This window comes from Collinsella aerofaciens (assembly GCF_039758815.1).
Taxonomy (GTDB): domain Bacteria; phylum Actinomycetota; class Coriobacteriia; order Coriobacteriales; family Coriobacteriaceae; genus Collinsella; species Collinsella aerofaciens_BP.
In genome coordinates this window covers 1-19,314 of the sequence record NZ_JBDMSK010000031.1, presented here as the reverse complement: position 1 = coordinate 19,314, position 19,314 = coordinate 1, and the positions used below count along the sequence as shown (strand labels likewise).

Below are 19,314 nucleotides of genomic sequence, written 5' to 3'. Positions count from 1 at the left end.
CTCAAGAAGGAGTAACATCGGGACTTGCAGCGACGGACCTCAGGACACTCTTACACCACGTCTGCGCGCGCGACCCCGACAGGGTACGAATCCCGACATCATCGCAAGGCCTGTGGGCAAAAAATAGCAAATATGAGTACTGTTACCATTTTAGTAACAGAAATTTCATGCCTTCAGAAGGCGATTTAGCCGTCAGGCGTCCTACGGCGGAAAAATTGCAGACGTTTATCGGCTAAGTACTTGGACATATGTTGCGTAACACTACATATTTTGCAGATAAATAATGTTACAGGACTTGTGACAGTACTCATATTTGACGTTTTTTGCCCATAGCCCTTTATACCTAGGCAAATCGGCGGCAAAACGGGCTTCAAAGCGTCCTTCGCAATCAAAAGCCGGGGCCCACATGATGCGGACCCCGGCTCAATACCGTGACGATATGTCAGTTACGCCCTACACGTAGAACAGGATGTCGTCGTAGGTCGGGACCGGCCAGTAGTCGGCTGCCACGATCTCCTCCATGGCGTCCACGGCGGCACGCAGCGCATCCATAGCGGGAACGACCTCGTGCGCGTACACGTTGGCCTGCTCCTGGCCATCGAGGGCCTCAGCCTTCTGATGCACGGCGTCAAGCGCCTTGATGGAGTCGTTGATGGTGGTGATGCCGTTGCAGAGCTTGTTGAGCGTGTTCTGCTCGCACTGCATGGCGGCCTCAGCACCGGCAGCACGAATAGTCTCAAGGCCCTTAGCGACCTTGGTGGCATAGGCGGTAATGACCGGGCGATAGGTACGACGCGCCTCGCGAACCATCGTGGTGGCCTCGATGTTCATGAGCTTGTTGTACTTCTCGAGCTTGCAGTCGTAGCGGCACTGGGCCTCGGCCTTGGTCAGGACACCCGTCTCCTCAAAGAGCGCGATGGCCTTATCGGAAACAAAGGCGGGCAGGGCGTCGGCCGTGGTCTTGTTGTTGGCAAGGCCGCGCTTCTTGGCCTCGACGGGCCACTCATCGGAGTAGCCGTCACCGGAGAACAGGATGCGCTGGTGGTCGGTCAGGACCTTCTTGCAGTACTCGAGCGCGGCGTCCTGGAACTCATCCTCGGGCGTACCCTCAAGCGCGTCGGCGAAGGACTTGAGCGACTTGGCCACGGCGGCATCGAGCACCAGGTTGGAGTCGGAGACGTTCTGCTCGGAGCCGCAGGCACGGAACTCGAACTTGTTGCCGGTGAAGGCGAACGGGGAGGTGCGATTGCGGTCGGTGTTGTCCTGCATCAGCTTGGGCAGGGTATCGGCGCCCAGGTCGAGCACGCCGCGCGTGGCATGGACGGAAGCCTTGCCATCGATGATCTTCTCGACGACCTCGGTAAGCTGGTCGCCCAGGAAGATGGACATAATCGCCGGAGGGGCCTCGTTGGCGCCCAGACGATGGTCGTTGCCGGCCGAGGCAACGGAGGCACGCAGGAGCTCCTGATAGTTATCGACGGCCTCGATCACCGCGGTGAGGAAGACGATGAACTGCAGGTTGTCGAGCGGGGTGTCACCTGGATCGAGCAGATTCTCGGACTCGGTGCCGAGCGACCAGTTGTTGTGCTTGCCCGAACCGTTGATGCCCTCGAAGGGCTTCTCGTGCAGCAGGCAGACCAAGTCGTGGCGGGAGGCGATGAGCTTCATCTTCTCCATCATGACCAGGTTCTGGTCGATGGCCTCGTTGACCTCGCCGTAGACGGGGGCGAGCTCATGCTGGCAGGGTGCGACCTCGTTGTGCTTGGTCTTGGCGGGAATGCCAAGCGCCCACAGTTCATCGTCCAGGTCCTTCATATAGGCCGAGACGGTGGGGCGGATAGCGCCAAAGTAGTGCTCCTCGAGCTCCTGGCCCTTGCATGGAGCAGCACCAAAGAGGGTGCGGCCGGTAATGACCAGGTCCTTGCGCTTGCGGTAGGCGTCCTTCTTGATCAGGAAGTACTCCTGCTCGTCGCCCACGGAAGGAACGACCTTCTTGGGGGTCTTGCCAAACAGCGCCAAAACGCGCTTAGACTCACGCGAGAGCGCGGTCATGGAGCGCAGCAGCGGGGTCTTCTTGTCCAGGGCCTCGCCCGTGTAGGAGCAGAAAGCCGTGGGGATGCACAGGACGTCGTCCTTGATAAAGGCGGGGCTAGTGGGATCCCAAGCGGTGTAGCCACGGGCCTCGAAGGTGGCGCGCAGGCCGCCGTTGGGGAAGCTCGAGGCATCGGGCTCGCCCTGGATGAGGTTCTTGCCCGTAAACTTGGTAATGGCGGTGCCGTCGTGGTTGGGCTCCAGGAAGCTGTCGTGCTTCTCGGAAGTAATGCCCGAAAGCGGCTGGAACCAGTGCGCGTAGTGCGTCGCGCCCTTGGAGATGGCCCAGACCTTCATGGCATGGGCAACGGCGTTGGCCACATCCAGGTCGAGCGGCTCACCGCCCTCGAGGGTTGCAGCAAGGCGCTTCCAAATGTCCTTGGGGAGGTAGTCCTTCATGACTTCCTCAGAGAACACCATGGTCCCGAAGCGGTCAGTAAGATCGGCCATACGGAACTCCCTTCGTATCGGCACCGCGTGAGAAGCGGTGTTGATTACTAACGAACGAGTCATAGCTTAGACTCGCCGTGTTTCCGCGACATTACCGTTATGTTGCTGTCGCGAAACCAATCAATGAGGTTACCCTATCGAGGCGGCGTTGCCACCCTCAACAGCCAATCAACTGTATAAATAGCAGACCTCTCCCCATGGTTTAAGGGTAGTCAATTTGGGATGGAGCTCTATTAACTGGTATTTTGCATCAGATACCAGTCTTTATAGTCCGTGCCTAGATTAGCCGCTCTGTTATAGGAAATGCCGATAGCAAGGCATCTTTGATTGGTATCCCCGAATAACGAGTGAAACTCCACCGTGACACAGTGGTGCTGTAGAATCCTTACAACACATCACACTATTACGTATCTAGAGGAGCACGATATGCGCGTCGATGAGGTTTTTAAGCAGGCAGCATCCCAGGGCACCGCACCCGTTTCGTTTGAGATGTTCCCGCCCAAGGGCGAGCTGACCCTCGACACGGCTCGCGAAGTGGCAGGCAATCTGTGCAAGCTTTCGCCGAGCTTTGTCTCGGTCACCTGCTCGGCCGGCGGCTCGGGCAACGGTGCCGCCACCGCCCCCATCGCGCATATGATTACGAGCGAATTCGATACACCCTCGGTGGCACACCTTACCTGCGTGGGCCGCTCGCACGCCGATATCGCCGCCAAGATCGACGAGTATCGCACCGCCGGCGTGGAAAACATCCTGGCCCTGCGTGGCGATCTCCCTGCCGGCGCAACCGAGGACGACAAGCCCGCCTCCGACTACGCCTACGCCCGCGACCTCATCCCCGAGCTCGTCGACGCCGGCTTTTGCGTGGGCGCCGCAGCCTACCCCGAGGGCCACATTGCCTGTGAGGATCTCAACCTCTCGGTCGAACACCTCAAGCAAAAACAGGACGCCAGCGCGAGCTTCTTTGTGACACAGCTCTTCTTTGATAACGAGTGCTTCTACCGTTTTCGCGAGCTTGCCGACAAGGCCGGTATCACCGTGCCCATTACCGCGGGCATCATGCCGTTTATGGGCAAGTCGCAGATCAGCCGCATGGTCTTTATGTGCGGCGCGTCGCTGCCCTCCCCCGTCATCAAGATTCTCGCCAAGTACGAGAACGACCCCGAGAGCCTGCAGGCAGCCGGTGTAGATTATGCCGCCCGCCAGCTTTGCGACCTCAAGGAGCACGGCGCCGACGGCCTGCACCTGTACACTATGAACCGTCCTGCGATCGCCGCGACCATTATGGAGCGCCTGGGGTAATGGAAAAACCGCACATCGATACAACCGCTGTCGAAGTGCCGGCCGACCTTGCGTCGCCGGCGCTTTACCGTGTCGATGCTGCGCACCATCCCCGTGTCGACCGTGCCGAGATGCTGCGGTATCTGGGTTACGGCGGCCAGCAGATCGAGCCCGAACTGTCACGACGTATTGAGCTTGTGGTCGAGCGTCTGGAACTTGACATTGAGCCCCGTGGCGTGCGCCGCGTGTTTGCCGTCGATGCCACGGGCGTGGACGAACAAAGTGAGCCTTGCATTCGCTTGGTCGGCACCAACGTTGAGCTGCGAGGTCGCGATATCTATCGACATCTCAAAGACGCTCGCTTTGCCGCACTCATGGCTTGCACCCTCGGCATGGACGCCGAGCGTCGTCTGCGCACCACGGGAGCCCAGCAGCCCCTCGAGGGAGCCGTGCTCGACGCCGCGTGCTCCGCTTACGTGGAAGCCGCCGTTGAGCAAATGGACCAACATGTCAAGACGGACGCCGCCGCACACGGACTCGCCGGCAACTGGCGCTTTAGTCCCGGCTATGGCGACTGCCCGCTCTCGGCCCAGCGCTCGATCGTGGATGCGCTCAACGCCACGCGGCTCATCGGCCTGACCGTCACGCCCACCAGCCTGCTCATGCCCACCAAAAGCGTGACCGCGGTGATCGGCCTGTTCGACGGCGAAGTCCACGACGCCCAGACCCGCCCCACCTGCAATATCTGCCGCATGCGCAAGAACTGCCGCTTCCGCGCCGCCCGCACCACCTGCTATTCCAGCCATTAGGAGCCCTCGATGTTTACTCCGCTTATCACTCATGATTCTGACGGCACTGCATTGGCGGCACCCGTTGATGCCGCACGTCGCAACGGTGCCACGTACAAGACGCGCACGATCGACGATCTGCGCATTAAGGACGATCGCCTGCGCGCCGCCATCGAGGGCACGGGGCACTTGCTGTTCGACGGCGGCATGGGCACCATGCTGCAGGCCGCTGGCATGAAGGCGGGCGCCCTGCCCGAGCTGCTCAACTTTGAGGAGCCCCAGGTTATCACTGATATCCAACGTCAATATGTCGAGGCCGGCTGCGACGTGATCACCGCCAACACCTTTGGCGCCAACGCCCACAAGCTCGACGGTGCCGCCACCGTGGCAGACGTCTTTGCCGCGGCCGTCGCCTGTGCCCGCGAGGCCGGCGCCCGCTACGTCGCCGGCGATATCGGCCCCATCGGCGCGCTGCTTCGCCCCCTGGGTACCCTGAGCTTCGACGAGGCCTACGACCTCTTTGCCGAGGAAGTGCGCGCTGGCGTCGCCGCGGGTGTGGACCTCTTTATTATCGAGACTATGACCGACCTGGCCGAGATCAAGGCGGCCGTCCTCGCCTGTCGCGAAAACTCCGACCTGCCCGTCTTTGCCACCATGACCTTCGAGGAAGACGGTCGCACCTTCCTGGGCACGAGTCCCGAGGTGGCCGCCATCACGCTCGATGCCATCGGCGCCGACGTTTTGGGCATCAACTGCAGCCAGGGACCGGCCGAGCTACGAGGACTCGCCGCACGTATGCTCACCGTTACCGATAAGCCCATTATGGTGCAGGCCAACGCGGGACTCCCCCATGTGGACGACGACGGCAACACCGTCTTTGATATCCAAGCCCCCGAATACGCCGAGGCCGTCGCCGGCATGATCGCCGACGGCGTGAGCGTCGTGGGCGGCTGCTGCGGCACCACGCCGGCGCACATGGCGGCCCTGCGCACGCTTATCGACAACCACACGCCCAGCCCGCGCCGCCGCAAGCCCAGCATGTCGGTCACGAGCGCCCAAACGGTCGTGGACCTTCCCTGCGACGGCCACAAGATCGCCGTCATCGGCGAGCGCATCAACCCCACCGGCAAAAAGCGCCTGCAGCAGGCCCTGCGCGACGGCGACCTGGACTACGTTGTGAGCCAGGGCATCAGCCAGCAGGAACAGGGCGCCGACATTCTGGACGTCAACGTGGGCCTGCCCGAGATCGACGAGGTCAAGATCATCCAACAGGCGACCGAACAGCTCCAGGGCTCCACGCTGCTGCCGCTGCAGATCGACTCCACCGACCCCGCAGCCGTCGAGGCCGCCGTGCGCCGCTACGCCGGCAAGCCCATCATCAACTCGGTCAATGGCAAGCAGCAGATCATGGATGAGATCTTTCCGCTGGTCGCCCACTACGGCACCAACGTTGTCGGCCTTACGCTCGACGAAGGCGGCATCCCCGATACCGCCGAGGCCCGCTTCGCCATCGCCGAGCGCATCGTGGCCGAGGCCGCCCGCTACGGCATCGGCCCGGACCGCATCCTCATCGACTGTCTGGTCATGACCGCCTCGACTAATCAACGCCAGGCTGAGCAGATCCTACGCGCCATGTCCCTGTGCAAGGAGCGTCTGGGCGTCAAATGCGCGCTCGGCGTGTCGAACATCAGCTTTGGCCTGCCTGCCCGCCCGCTGCTGGGTTCGGTCTTTTTGGCCGCCGCCTTCGGCGCGGGCCTGGACGCCCCCATCATGAACCCGGGCTCCAAGCGCTTTATGGATACCGTCTACAGCTATCGCGTCCTGAGCGTTGAGGACGAGGGCTCGACCGGATACATCGAGCGCTACGCCGGCTGGACCGATCCGTACAAGATCGCCGCAAACCCGGCAGCAGCTCAGGCCGCATCGACCGACACCGTGTCCGCTGCTGGCACCGCCGGCACCGACGGCAACGACGACCCAATTCGTCGCATGGTCGTCTCGGGCCGTAAGGGCGAGATCGCGACCGAGACTGAGCGCCTGCTGGCCGACCACGACGCTATGGATCTTATCAACAACCACTTTATCCCCGCCCTCGACGAGGTGGGCGTCCTCTTTGACCAGGGCAAGTTCTTCTTGCCGCAGCTTATGGCCTCGGCCGAGGCGGCACGCGTGGGCTTCGACACCATCAAGCGCCTGATGCCCGCCGGCGAGATTGCCGACAAGGGCAAGATCTGCGTGGCGACCGTCAAGGGCGACATCCACGACATTGGCAAGAACATCGTCAAAATGCTGCTCGATAACTACGGCTACACCGTCTTTGACCTAGGCCGCGACGTCGACCCGCAAGAGGTGCTCAAGACCGTGCAGGAGCGTGACATTAAGCTCGTCGGCCTCTCGGCGCTTATGACTACCACGGTCGTCGCCATGGAGGAGACTATCAAGCTGCTTCATGCCGAGGTGCCGGGCGTCAAGATCATCGTGGGCGGCGCCGTGCTCACCCCCGAATACGCCAAGCAGATCGGCGCGGACTACTACGCCAAGGACGCCGCCGAAAGCGCGCGCATCGCCGAAGAGGTCTTTGGGCAGTAACACAACGGAAACAACCGAGCACCAAAACGTGCCGCACGCGCCACTTGGCACGTGCGGCACGTTAGAATAGATAAGACTATGCTCGTTTTGGCAGATAGGAGCGCAAGGATGGCGATCACGCCCGCAGAAATCGCGGAAACCCGCGGCATGGTTGAGGAACAGAACCTCGACATCAGGACCATCACCATGGGTGTTTCGCTCATGGGTTGCGGTGACGAGAACCTCGACCGCATGTGCACGAAGATCTACGACCACGTGACGCACACGGCTGAGCATCTGGTCGAGACCGCCGAGAACCTCGAGCGCGAGTACGGTATCCCCATCGTCAACAAGCGCGTTTCCGTCACCCCGGTGGCGCAGATCGCCGCGTGCTGCAAGGATGAGGACCTCACCCCCATCGCGCATGCCCTCGACCGCGCGGCCGAGACGCTCGGCATCGATTACCTGGGCGGCTTCTCCGCACTCGTCCAGAAGGGCATCGGCGACGCCGACCGCCGCGTCATCCAGTCCATCCCCCAGGCGCTCGCCACCACGAGCCGCGTCTGCTCCAGCGTCAACGTCGCCAGCCTGCGCGCCGGCATCAACATGGACGCCGTGCTCATGGCCGCCCAGACCATCATCGATGCCGCTAAACTCACGGCCGACCAGGATTCCGTTGGCGCCTCCAAGTTTGTCTGCTTTGCCAACATGGTCGAGGACTCCCCGTTTATGGCGGGCGCCGTCCACGGCGGTGGCGAGGCCGACGCCGTCATCAACGTAGGCGTCTCGGGCCCCGGCGTTATGGCCGCAGCCCTGGAAACGCTGCCCGATTCCGCATCGATGATGGAGGTCGCCGAGAAGATTAAGCAGACCGCCTTTAAGATCACCCGTGCCGGCGAGCTCATGAGCCGTGAGGCAGCCCGCCGTCTGGGTGTCGAGAAAGGCATTGTCGACCTGTCGCTGGCTCCCACACCCGCCATCGGCGACTCCGTCGCGCGCATCCTCGAGATTATCGGCGTGGGCACCTGCGGTGGCCCGGGCACGACCTGTGCGCTCGCCATGCTCAACGATGCCGTCAAGAAGGGCGGCGTCATGGCCAGCTCCAGCGTGGGCGGTCTCTCCGGCGCCTTTATCCCCGTGTCCGAGGACGCCGGCATGATCGCCGCCGTCGAGGCCGGCGCGCTTTCGCTCGAGAAGCTCGAGGCCATGACCTGCGTGTGCTCCGTTGGCCTGGACATGATCGCCATCCCCGGCGACACCCCGGTCGAGACCATCGCCGGCATCATCGCCGACGAGATGGCCATCGGCGTCATCAACAACAAGACCACGGCCGTCCGCGTGATCCCCGCCATCGGCAAGGGCGTGGGCGACTGCGTCGAGTACGGCGGCCTGTTTGGCCGTGCGCCCATCATGCCGGTGAACCCCAACGCCGGCACCGTGCTTGCCCACCGCGGTGGACGCTTCCCGGCACCGCTGAACTCGCTGAAGAACTAGCTGAGGGGTTCGGGCGAGGAGCCCCGGGGAGGGCAAATATATAAGGTCGCCTGCTCGGACAGTCCTGACTCGCACGGAGAGCACATTAAGTGCTCTCCGGCTCGTGCGGAACTCGCGATCGACCTTATATATTTGCCCTCCCCGGGGCTCCCGCATAACGGGACCTCGGTTGGATTCTATCCCGGTTGCAGTTGCTTCGCTCCTGCACCACTTTGCTGGTATGGCGGCTTGGCGTTGGATCGGTTCTTTCTGATATATGCTGGTTGCGGCTCTTCTTTTGGGAGGAGTCGCTTTTTTGTTGCTAGGAGGTTGGCCCGTGGTTGATGGGGAGAATCGTTCTGAGCTGCTTTCTGCGGATTGGAATGGCGAATGGATGCGCTTGCAGGCTGGTCGGCGGCGGGCTGGTGATTCTTTTGAGTGGGACAAAAGGGCTCGGCATTTTCGGCCGCTTGAAACCGCTCCGTATGCCCAGGACTTTATGAAGCTGCTGGCGTTAAAGCCTGGCGAATCCGTGCTGGATATGGGGTGTGGGGCTGGGTCGATTGCTATTCCGCTTGCTCAGGCTGGGCATCCTGTGGTTGCTGCTGACTTTTCCCCTGCTATGTTGGGCACGCTTGATGCTGGCATTGAGTACTATGGGCTCGAAGGCCGCATTACACCGCTTGAGCTTGCTTGGGATGATGACTGGGATTTGGTTGGACCGGTCGCGAAAGCGGTAGATGTTGCCTTTGCCAGTCGCTCTGTCACCACGACCAACCTAAAAGGTGCGCTTGCCAAGCTTGATCGAACGGCTCGTCGGCGTTGTGCTGTCACGATGGTCGCCAACTCCAGCCCGCGCTATGACCTGCACCTGATGAACGCCATCGGTGCCTCGGTTACCTGCAGTAATGGCTTTGTGTATGCTTTTAATATCCTCATTCAGATGGGTGCCCTGCCGCAGGTTACGTACTTTGAATCGCCTCGTCGCGATACCTTCGATAACCTTGAAGCGGGCGTAGCAGATTTTTCCCGTATGCTCGAGCATGGCAACGAGGATAAGGTTGACCGCCTGCGCGACTACATCGCTCAACACATGATTGAGAACCCCCATGCCGGTGAGCCGGGCTCCAAGGGCGTGCCGCAGGGGCGCTATATGCTCGATCATGTCCGCAAGGTTCGTTGGGCGTTTATTGCATGGGAGCCGGGCTCTGCGCCCAGCTCATAGCCCGTTCGCAGCCCGCACCGCCCACCCGCTCGGCATCCGCATTCTTTTTGAACTGGGCGAACGCGCTCCACACACCGCCGTTCCTGCGCTATCGTGGGACAGCTCACGTAGATTAAGGCCCCGTCGCGGGGCGCCCCATACATAGAAAGCGAGAACCCATGGCACTGACAGGAGCACAGGTCAAGCAGCTTCGCAGCATGGCCCATCACCTCAACCCCGCCATCATCATCGGCAAGTCCGACGTCAACGAGGGCACCGTCGAGCAGACGGTCGCCTACCTGGAGAAGCACGAGCTCGTTAAGTGCTCCGTGCTCGATGGCTCCAGCCTTTCCGCCCGCGAGGCCGCCGAAGAGCTCGCTGAGCGCTGCCACGCCGAGGTCGTCCAGGTCATCGGCCGCAAGTTCTCGCTGTATCGCGAGTCCTCGCGCAAGGACATCGAGAAGATCAAGCTCGTCTAAGAGCCAATGATCCGGCGAGCCAACACATAGCAAGCTTACGGGTGCCCAAGTACTTTGGGCGCCCGTTTTTTATCGCTCGACCAGCACGCGATTGAGCCGCCCCTCCACCAAGCGCTCGTATAGACGCCGCGTCTCGGGCTCGGGCACGCCATTGACCTGCTCCCTCAGATGGTGCATATGCCCGCTGTATAGCTCGACGATATCGCGCCGCCGCCCCGCCGCACTGTAGACGCGCATGGCGCAGCGCACCATATCCTCGCGCGCCGTTTCCTGCCGAAGCCCCGACTCCGCCAGCCAAATCGCCGACTGCAGATCGTTTTCTTCTAGAGCGGCATTGGCCCCCTTAATCATGCAATCGATGTACTTTGACTGCATAATGCGTCGCATACGCAAAAAGTAGGTGGGATTACAGCCATTGGGAACATACAGCGGTCCGGCATAAAGCTGCTCAATCTTAAGGCACAGTTCAACTAAATGGGGCCCGCGCGCACCCGTGCGATTTCCCAAAACCTCGCGGCTTATCTGGTCAAACAGCCGTACATCGGTCTTGACGTAGTCGCCGTTGAGTCCGATGCATTCATTTTGGATGAGCACGCACGACTTGCCGTCTGGCGTCGGCCCCAAGGCCGACCGGAAGCGCGATATCGTCGAGTACAGGTTGTTGCGGGCGCTATTGAACTCGGCATGGGGCCACAGCTCCATGGCCAGCGTCTCACGATCGACGAGCGCATCCATGCCCAGCGCAAGCCGCTCGGCAAGTGTCGCCGCCTTCTTGCGGCGCCACATTTTGTCCGTGATGGGAAACCCGTCGCGCTCGGCGCGAAACGCACCAAACATGCGAATCTCGATATGGTCGATGGTATCAACGGCTTCAACCTCGCCAGCCTGGAACAGACGCTCGCCCTCCCCTTCCAAATCGTCGCGCAGCGAGTACCGCGACAGCTCGCGCACGGGAAGCTTCTTGCGTATCCTGCCCGCCGGCTCGCCCAGACAATGCATGGCAAGGCGCGCAAAGAGCCGATACGATGGCTCTAGAATCCCCGCACGATTCATGGACATCCAGGCCGCAAGGTCGCTGTCTCGGCCCGCACAGGCCAAATGCAGCGCCACCATCCAGGCTTCTGCGCCACCAACCTGCGTCTGGCTTATATCGAGTAGCTCCGCTTCCTCGCGAACCGAAACCATCGAGGTGTTACGCAGATATGCCGCACGCTCCAGCAGCAATGCGTTATCGCGCATGTACGCAATCGACTCCTCGGCAAGTTTGAGCACTTGGACCGCACGGAACTTTGCATTAACCGGCCGTCCCTCTGCCAGCGACTGCCAGCCTTCTAGCAACAGGCCAAACAGCTGAATCTGGTTGTCGCGCATGCGCACGGCAAAACGATCGAGCTCGTTGAACGCCGCATCGTCGGTTACCGGCAAGCCGGAAAGGAGCCGCCGTGCCGCCAACACCATGCGCACCCAGATAGCCATCGCCTTAAGCCCACGTACGTCGAGCGCCTCCCGCACCACCGTCATCTCGTCGTCGCGCTCGTCGGTTCCCGCAAACGACCCGTCAAAGAGCTCCACCAGCATGCTATCGGCCCGTATAACAATCCCCACGATGTCGAGCTCGCAATCGTAGGCCCTGCTCGTTTTGAGCTGCTGTAGAACGCCGCCGTCATCTCCCCGTTCGGTCAGGCATCGCTTGATCTCGATATGCGCAGACAACATATCGAGTGCGGTATGGGATGTCTCGATTTCTGGCACGGCCAGGTTCGTAGGGAGCCCAAGCCCGTTGTCCCCATAGCAAACAGCTGTCAGTGTCTGGGCCACCCTCCATGAGACAGGGTCTATTTCGCAGGCCGCCCGTTCGCCCCCGCGCTCGATAACCGATGCCATATAGCGAGCGAGCTTTGTATTGGACACGCTGACCGCTGCCAGATATACGCCGAGCGCCTCGGCGGGCGTTGGCTCTGGAGCCGGATCGTCGGCATCGATCGTGCCCAGCGCCGCTCGGCAGATATCGGCCCCGTGCCCCGTCAGAGCCAGATCGACCCCATACTGCCCAGCAAGTTCAAGGACCGCTTCACGGTCCAAAAAGGCGTCCGCCAGGCCCATCGCCGCATCGCATCGGCCCGCCTTAAGCAAAATCCGGGCCGCCCTCGGAACAAGTTCGGGGCGGACCTCGGCCACCAACTTACGCAAGCGCAAGCGTCCGTTATCCTCCGTGCCCAGACACGTAAAACTCCGCTCGGCGGGATCCAAGCCAAAGATCGGGTAGTCGCGCACAAAATAGGACTGGTCGACCATCGACAGCCTCACCCCACAGGCCTCGAGTTCTGCGATATTGCCCTCGCCCATCAAAACCATGAGACATGCCACGCAAAACAGCGCATTATTGTCGAGCGAAGCCAGATCGGCAAGTGCCGCGCCATATACGTTGACAATCTCGTTTTCGAGCAGACCGGCTACGTCACCTTGGCCATACAGACCCGTCTGCAATGCCGAAACGAGCTCGGGCACGCCCTGCGTGAGCTGATAAAAGTCAAGCGATGTGCTGATCGAAAACGCCGATGCCCACGCCGAATACTCATAGGCATGCACCTTAAGCATCTGCGCATTGATCTTAACCGAATCGCCCAGCCCATGAATCAGCTGACGATTTGAAGGACGACAGGAGATAAAGACCCCTACCCCCATAGCGCGCAGGCCGCGAATCCTGTCGATGAGGTCTTCGGTATCGTGCTGATCGAGGTTTGGCACATTATCAATCGCGATAAGGGAATGCGGTTTGTCTTTGAGTTCTTCGGTAACCACCTCGAGCTGCATAAACACCTCGCGCCCAATGGCGCGATCGGCCTCGATAATCCGCACGGGGCCTCGCGTCGGGTCGCATTTAACCTCATGGGTGTACTGCAGCAGCACCGAGGTCTTCCCAAACCCATCAGGCGCGTAGAGGACTACGATGCCGGCCTTTCGGCCCTTGGCGATAAGCTCATTCATCAAGCGTTCGCGTCGCACCATATAGCCTCCGCCCAGCGGCATCAGCTCGAGGTCGTCCATACTGCTCAAATCGTTTACCATGCCCGCTCCTCAACTCGACCGTATGGACACTGTAGCCGCAAGACCATACAAGCCGCGCTATGAATAGAGCGACCTTGTGTTTTAGGTTGTCTTTTGGTACGCAAGCGGCAAGTTTTTGTACAGCGAGGGCCGATTGTTATTAATCCCCCGACTAATCGGTCTTTAAGCAGGTAAATGAGCTTGTCAGCTTGTCCCATCTAAGCGGCAGTGTAACGCAGATGAACAAGGTTCAGCCATGTCATTCAACTCGCCTAGCACCCGCTACCGTCTACGACCTTCTAGTGGCATTTTTGCATAGAATCTGGTATAGAATGAATCAAGCTGTTGGACATCCGGCATTCGTCAAGCTTGCGGCAAGATTTTGGTCAAGTGGGCGGAAAAGGATAGCAAAAAGGCCCCCGCAAAGCGGAGGCCTTAGGCAAGGCTATGTCGAGCTGCAGGATTCGCGCTACTCGCAGAGCGAAAGGGCGGCCTCGTCGGCAACGACAACGCAGTTGGTGTGCAGCTGCAGAATCGAAGCCGGGCACTCGGGCGTAACCGGACCATAGCACATGTCATGCACGGCCTGAGCCTTGGCCTCGCCATTGGCGACGACCAGGATCATGCGGGCATACATGATGGTCTGGGTACCCATGGTGTAGGCCTGACGGGGAACATCGTCGATGCTGTCGAACAGGCGGCTGTTGGCCTGAATGGTGCTCTCGGTGAGGTCGACGCAGTGCGTACCCTTGGAGAAGTGGTCATCGGGCTCGTTGAAGCCGATGTGGCCGTTGTTGCCAATACCGAGCAGCTGCAGATCCGGGTAACCGGCGGCGGCGACGATCTTGTCGTACTCAGAGCAGGCAGCGGCGGCATCGGGGTTGGAACCGTCGGGCACATGCGTGTTGTTCAGGTCAATGTTGATGTGATCGAAGAAGTTCTCACGCATGAAGTAGTGATAGCTCTGGGGATCGTCATGCGAAAGGCCGCGATACTCATCCAGGTTGTAGGTGCTGACCTCGGCAAAGTCGACGTCGCCCTTCTTGTACCAAGCAGCGAGCTGCTTGTAGGCACCGATCGGGGTGGAGCCGGTGGCAAGGCCCAGCACGCAGTCGGGCTTGAGGATAACCTGCGCCGAGATAATATTGGCGGCCTTGCGGCTCATATCCTCGTAGTCTTTAGCTTTAATGATCTTCATTACGCGTCCTTTCTCGTACAAGAGAGGCAAGGCTCCCTTACAAGCACTTGCCCGCGGCCCGCGTCGGCCGCAACCAACGTGTGCGGCCACCAGGGCGAGGTCGCGTAATGTATGTGTCTCGTGTCTAGCCGCGTCGAGGCCCCTGCCCGTCCACGGTGACCCGAAGCTGTTTAGCCTCGGACGTTTCCCATCTTGCCACGGAGGGCGTCCTCTTTCAAGGGCGCCCTCCGTAAACGTGTTTGAATTGTAGGCTAATGGCCACGTGCACTTGCTAGCGCTCGCGAGCAACGATGAGCTGGTCCATCTCTTCGACATGCACACCAACGGAGCCTTTGATGCTCGAGAACTCAACGGAGTTGCACACCAAGATGGGAACCGTCACATCGTAGCCCTCGGCAGCAATTGCCTCGCGATCGAACTCAATGAGTACATCGCCCTTATGGACGATGTCACCCACTTGCGCATGTACGGTAAAGTGCTTGCCCTCGAGCTGAACAGTGTCCAAACCAACGTGGATGAGCACGTCCAGACCATCGGCCGTGTTAAGCGCAACAGCGTGTCCCGTGGGAAAAATGGCCTCGACCTTGGCGTCAGCCGGTGCAATCACACGCGTTCCGGTGGGCCGGATCGCCACGCCCTGGCCCAAAAGGCCGGTGGCAAACGTCTGGTCGTTTACCTCGGAAAGCGGAATGACGTCGCCCGAGATGGGAGCATCCAGCGTAAGGACTCGACCACGCATACCAAAAGACCTTAGGACTTTAGTGAACATGCTCCCCCTCGGACATACCAATCAATCAAAATAACCTTAACAGTTTACCACTTGGCACCGGTTTTTGACCATTAGGGAAGTTCGCGCTTGACAACCTCGACGATGTCGTCGACAACGCGCTGGGTCAGCTCGTGCGTCTCGGCCTCGGCCATCACGCGGACCAGCGGCTCGGTACCGCTCGGGCGCACCAGAATGCGGCCGCGACCGTCAAGCTCCTTCTCGGCAGCAGCGACGGCATCCCAGATAGGCTGGCAATTGTCCAGACCAGCCTTGTTGTCGAAATGCACGTTGACGAGTACCTGCGGGTACTTCTTCATGATGCCGGCAAGGTCGGTGAGGGTACGACCGGTGCGCTTGAGCACGGCCAGCAGCTGCAGAGCCGTCACCAGGCCGTCACCGGTGGTGTTGTGCTCCAGGAAGATGATGTGGCCGGACTGTTCACCGCCGATGACGGCGCCATCCGCGAGCATGCGCTCCAGAACGTAGCGGTCGCCCACGGCGGTCTGAACCATCTCGAAGCCCTGTTCCTTCATAGCGATGGAGAAGCCCAGGTTGCACATGACGGTCGAGACGATCTCGGAGTTGGCGAGCTTGCCGCGAGCGGCAAGGTCAGAACCGCAGATAGCCAGGATGTAGTCACCGTCGATCTCATTGCCCTCGCTGTCCACGAACAGTACGCGGTCGGCGTCGCCGTCGTGGGCCAGACCGATATCAGCATGGGTGCGCAGCACGAGCTCGCGCAGGGGCTCGAGGTGCGTAGAGCCGCACTCGACATTGATGTCGGTGCCGCAGTAATCGGTGTTGATGGCATGGACCGTGGCACCCAGGCGCTGCAGCGCGGCGGGCGTGGTCTGGCAGGAAGCACCGTGACCGCAGTCGACGGCAACGACCAGGCCATCGAGCCTCAGGCCATCAAGCGTATCGATGGCGTGGTCGACGTATGCCTTGCGGGCGTCCTTCATCTTGATGATGTGGCCCACGCCGGCACCGGTCGGCAGCGTATCGGCAGCCATGGCTTCCTCGGACATGACCCAGGCGCTGATCTCTTCCTCGACAGCATCGGGAAGCTTCATGCCCTTGCGGCTAAAGAACTTGATGCCGTTGAACTCCGGCGGATTGTGCGAAGCGGAGATGACGATGCCGCCGTCGAGCTCGTTCTGAACGGTGAGCAGTGCCACGGCAGGCGTGGGGATAACGCCGCAGCAATGCGGGCGGCCGCCCTCGGCCATAATGCCGGCGGTCAGAGCGCTCTCGAGCATGGTGCCCGAAAGACGCGTGTCGCGGCCGATGCAGATATCCGGACCAAGGAACTTGGTCGCCGCGCGGCCCAGACGAAACGCGAGGTCGCACGAAAGATCGGCGTTGGCGACGCCACGGACGCCGTCGGTACCGAAGATGTTCTGGGGCATAGGATTGCTCCTTCCCTAGCAGGCGATATGCAACCGCCCACCCTAGTCGAAAAAGAAAAGCGGGACCCGCCGAGGAATCGGCAGGCCCCGCTTGTACATTGTATCTCGAAAGGAGATAAAACCTTAGCGCTTGGAGAACTGGGGAGCGCGGCGGGCCTTCTTGAGGCCGTACTTCTTGCGCTCGACCACGCGAGCATCGCGCGTAAGGAAACCGGCCTTCTTGAGGTCAGCACGGTAGTCGCCAGCGTTCAGAAGAGCGCGAGCGATGCCCAGGCGCAGAGCGCCGGACTGGCCGGAGATGCCGCCGCCATCGCACAGAGCGATAACGTCGAACTGACCGGCGGTGTCGGTCACCTTGAAGGGAGCAAGGGCGTTCTCAACGAGCTGATGACGGCCGAAATACTGCTCGGCGTCACGCTTGTTGATGGTCACCTTGCCGGTGCCGGGGACGAGACGGACGCGGGCGACGGCGTTCTTACGACGGCCGGTACCCTGGTAGACAACGGTGTTCTCAGCCATCTTTAAGCCTCCAGCTCAATCTTCGTGGGGTTCTGGGCAGCATGCGGATGCTCGGCACCAGCGTAGACCTTAAGCTTGGTCATCTGGGCACGGCCGAGGGTGGTCTTGGGCAGCATACCGCGAACGGCGCGCTCGATGACCTTCTCCGGGTGCTTCTCCATAGCCTGGCGGAAGCTCTCAGCCTTGAGGCCGCCGTTGTAGCCGCTGTGGCGATAATAGGTCTTCGTGTCGGCCTTGTTACCGGTAAGCTGGACCTTATCGGCGTTGATGACGACAACGAAGTCGCCGCAGTCGCTGTTGGGCGTGAACTGGGGCTTGTTCTTACCGCGCAGGATCATTGCGATCTGGGTGGCAAGACGGCCCAGGACAGCACCATCGGCGTCGACGAGAACCCAGTTGCGCTGGACCTCGCCCTGCTTGGCGTAGTGAGTCGATTTCGAAATCACTTAGACTCCTCCATGTACAGTACGTGTTGTTACAGAGATTCACGGGGCTCTGCAAGTAACCCGTCCATATTACCCCGCTCGCCGCCCGAGTCAACAGGTATTTTGGCTCCGACCAGAGTTTCTGCACATGTCGTCCATGGGTCATGACGTCGCGACACTAGCGCTCGACAAATGCCTCGATATCACTCAATAGACGCTTTGCCTCCTGGCGGCCCTGAATATACAGGTCGAGGAGCTTTGCCGGATCGTGCTCAACGTGGCCGACCTCGACCGGCTTTTGCGGAGCAACGACCAGCGCGCGACCCTCGCGCTCATACTTCCACAGATGCATGCGCTGGATGTTGTAGCGGTCGTGGCGCGTCTCGATAGCCTCGAGCAGGTAGGGGTAGTCGGCATAGCGAGCGCGTGCGGCTGGCATAAACTCGTAGGGCTTTTTCTCGTACGAGCGGTCCTGCGTGACAATGACAACCGCGCGATCGAAGCCCGCCTCCTCCAGCACGTGCTCGATAGGGACCGAATCGGCCACGCCGCCATCGACGTATTTGTGCCCATCGATCTCGACCGGCGGCGTCACCAGCGGCAGCGACGTCGATGCGCGCACGGCGTCGAGGTCAAGTACGGCGCTTTTGACCGGCAGGTACGCGGCGGTTCCAAAGAGCATGTCCGTCGCGACGGCGTACATCTCGATGGGGCTCGCGTCGAACGTCTCGTTGTCAAAGGGATCCAGGCGGTCCTGGACATCGTTGAAGATAAAGTCGTAACCCACAATAGAGCCCGTGGACGCAAACGATGCGGCGCCCATGAAGCGGCTGTCGTTGCAGAAAGCCAGGTTGATGCGGTTGGCACGGCCGATCTGGTGCGACTTGTAGTTCACGCCGTTGAGGGCGCCGGCCGATACGCCATATACCGCCGGAATCTCGACGCCGGCCTCCATGAGAACGTCGAGCACGCCGGCGGTAAATTGTCCGCGGAAGCTGCCACCCTCCAGAACGAGCGCGACCTTGCCGGCGTTCTTTGCCTTATCTTCTGCAGTCATATTGACCTCCTGCCGTTGCGTTTTGGCCTTCTTCTACCCAGTTTTGGAATGGAGGGCGCATAGGTTTTGGAGTTGAGGAGATGGAGCGGAAAGCGCGTCCCGTTCTGAGGGGCGATTTCGGGATGAACTTTCCGCCTGGGCTGCCATTGGGAAAGCATGTCCCACTCTACGGCTCGATTCCGGGTCGCGGTTTCCGTTTGAGACACCATCCGGAAAATGTATCCCATTCCGAGCTTAGATTCCGGGATGCGGTTTCCGTTTGAGACACCATCCGGAAACCACGTCCCAGTCTGAGTGTGGATTCCGGGACGCGCTTTCCGGCTGGGCCGCCATTGGGAAGCGCGTCCCACCCTGCGTTGCCGTAGCGTTTTCCTAACGCTCGCGCCCTGCACAGAGTTCGATTCTCCGCGGTACGGGGCTTGCGTTGAAGTGGGGCATGGGCAGCCGGAGCTCAATCGGCATCGTATCTATATGTGGTCGAGGCTTTGCGCGGAGAATCCGCGTATTTGCTTCGCAAATCCGCACCGGCTTCGGCCGCCTGCCGGCGTCCTCGCCCGC

General features: G+C 60.7%; 14 protein-coding genes and 1 pseudogene. 7 read left to right on the top strand and 8 right to left on the bottom strand.

The window, feature by feature from the left end:
• Window positions 1-236: pseudogene (locus ABHT90_RS09390) on the top strand (hypothetical protein); the annotation flags it as partial.
• A gap of 217 nt (window positions 237-453) precedes the next feature.
• On the opposite strand, the gene ABHT90_RS09385 reads toward ABHT90_RS09390, so the two are convergent.
• Window positions 454-2,541 carry a glutamine synthetase III family protein gene (locus ABHT90_RS09385; protein WP_346982320.1) on the bottom strand — a complete coding sequence of 696 codons (2,088 nt, stop codon included), beginning with the start codon at window positions 2,539-2,541 and terminating at the stop codon, window positions 454-456.
• 426 nt (window positions 2,542-2,967) lie between these two features.
• Here ABHT90_RS09385 and ABHT90_RS09380 point away from each other — a divergent pair, with 426 nt between their 5' ends.
• The 6 genes from ABHT90_RS09380 (at window position 2,968) to ABHT90_RS09355 (ending at window position 10,331) form a co-directional block, all read left to right on the top strand.
• Window positions 2,968-3,840 carry a methylenetetrahydrofolate reductase gene (locus tag ABHT90_RS09380; RefSeq protein ID WP_346982319.1) on the top strand — a complete coding sequence of 291 codons (873 nt, stop codon included), beginning with the start codon at window positions 2,968-2,970 and terminating at the stop codon, window positions 3,838-3,840.
• On the top strand, window positions 3,840-4,628 hold the full coding sequence (locus ABHT90_RS09375) for a hypothetical protein (RefSeq protein WP_346982318.1): 789 nt from the start codon (window positions 3,840-3,842) through the stop codon (window positions 4,626-4,628). The genes ABHT90_RS09380 and ABHT90_RS09375 overlap by 1 nt, the downstream gene beginning before the upstream one ends.
• Before the next feature lie 9 nt (window positions 4,629-4,637).
• Entirely contained in the window at window positions 4,638-7,196 is a 2,559-nt protein-coding gene (locus ABHT90_RS09370; protein ID WP_346982317.1) for a homocysteine S-methyltransferase family protein, read from the top strand.
• A 108-nt stretch (window positions 7,197-7,304) separates the two neighbouring features.
• Entirely contained in the window at window positions 7,305-8,669 is a 1,365-nt protein-coding gene (locus ABHT90_RS09365) for a PFL family protein (RefSeq protein WP_117843357.1), read from the top strand.
• A 316-nt stretch (window positions 8,670-8,985) separates the two neighbouring features.
• Entirely contained in the window at window positions 8,986-9,873 is an 888-nt protein-coding gene (locus tag ABHT90_RS09360) for a methyltransferase domain-containing protein (protein ID WP_346982316.1), read from the top strand.
• Window positions 9,874-10,031: 158 nt separating this feature from the next.
• Window positions 10,032-10,331, top strand: coding sequence for a YhbY family RNA-binding protein (locus ABHT90_RS09355; protein ID WP_006234690.1), 300 nt, complete (start codon window positions 10,032-10,034; stop codon window positions 10,329-10,331).
• 69 nt (window positions 10,332-10,400) lie between these two features.
• Here ABHT90_RS09355 and ABHT90_RS09350 read toward each other — a convergent pair whose 3' ends face one another.
• The 7 genes from ABHT90_RS09350 to ABHT90_RS09320 all read right to left on the bottom strand — a co-directional run bounded on the left by ABHT90_RS09350 (window position 10,401) and on the right by ABHT90_RS09320 (window position 18,756).
• A complete protein-coding gene (locus tag ABHT90_RS09350) occupies window positions 10,401-13,400 on the bottom strand; it encodes an AfsR/SARP family transcriptional regulator (RefSeq protein WP_346982315.1) in 3,000 nt (999 codons plus the stop codon).
• Between the two features lie 448 nt (window positions 13,401-13,848).
• Window positions 13,849-14,577, bottom strand: a complete 729-nt coding sequence (gene nagB, locus ABHT90_RS09345) for a glucosamine-6-phosphate deaminase (RefSeq protein ID WP_195233705.1) — start codon at window positions 14,575-14,577, stop codon at window positions 13,849-13,851.
• Between the two features lie 271 nt (window positions 14,578-14,848).
• Entirely contained in the window at window positions 14,849-15,316 is a 468-nt protein-coding gene (locus ABHT90_RS09340) for a PTS sugar transporter subunit IIA (protein WP_346982314.1), read from the bottom strand.
• A gap of 101 nt (window positions 15,317-15,417) precedes the next feature.
• Window positions 15,418-16,755, bottom strand: coding sequence for a phosphoglucosamine mutase (gene glmM, locus ABHT90_RS09335; protein WP_346982313.1), 1,338 nt, complete (start codon window positions 16,753-16,755; stop codon window positions 15,418-15,420).
• Window positions 16,756-16,878: 123 nt separating this feature from the next.
• Window positions 16,879-17,274: a 30S ribosomal protein S9 gene (gene rpsI, locus ABHT90_RS09330; protein WP_022094634.1), complete on the bottom strand. Its 396-nt coding sequence runs from the start codon at window positions 17,272-17,274 to the stop codon at window positions 16,879-16,881.
• A 2-nt stretch (window positions 17,275-17,276) separates the two neighbouring features.
• The gene (gene rplM, locus ABHT90_RS09325; protein WP_022094635.1) at window positions 17,277-17,720 is read right to left on the bottom strand and encodes a 50S ribosomal protein L13; all 444 of its coding nucleotides are present in this window, start codon (window positions 17,718-17,720) and stop codon (window positions 17,277-17,279) included.
• Window positions 17,721-17,877: 157 nt separating this feature from the next.
• Window positions 17,878-18,756, bottom strand: a complete 879-nt coding sequence (locus ABHT90_RS09320) for a patatin-like phospholipase family protein (protein WP_346982312.1) — start codon at window positions 18,754-18,756, stop codon at window positions 17,878-17,880.
• Between the last annotated feature and the right edge of the window lie 558 nt (window positions 18,757-19,314).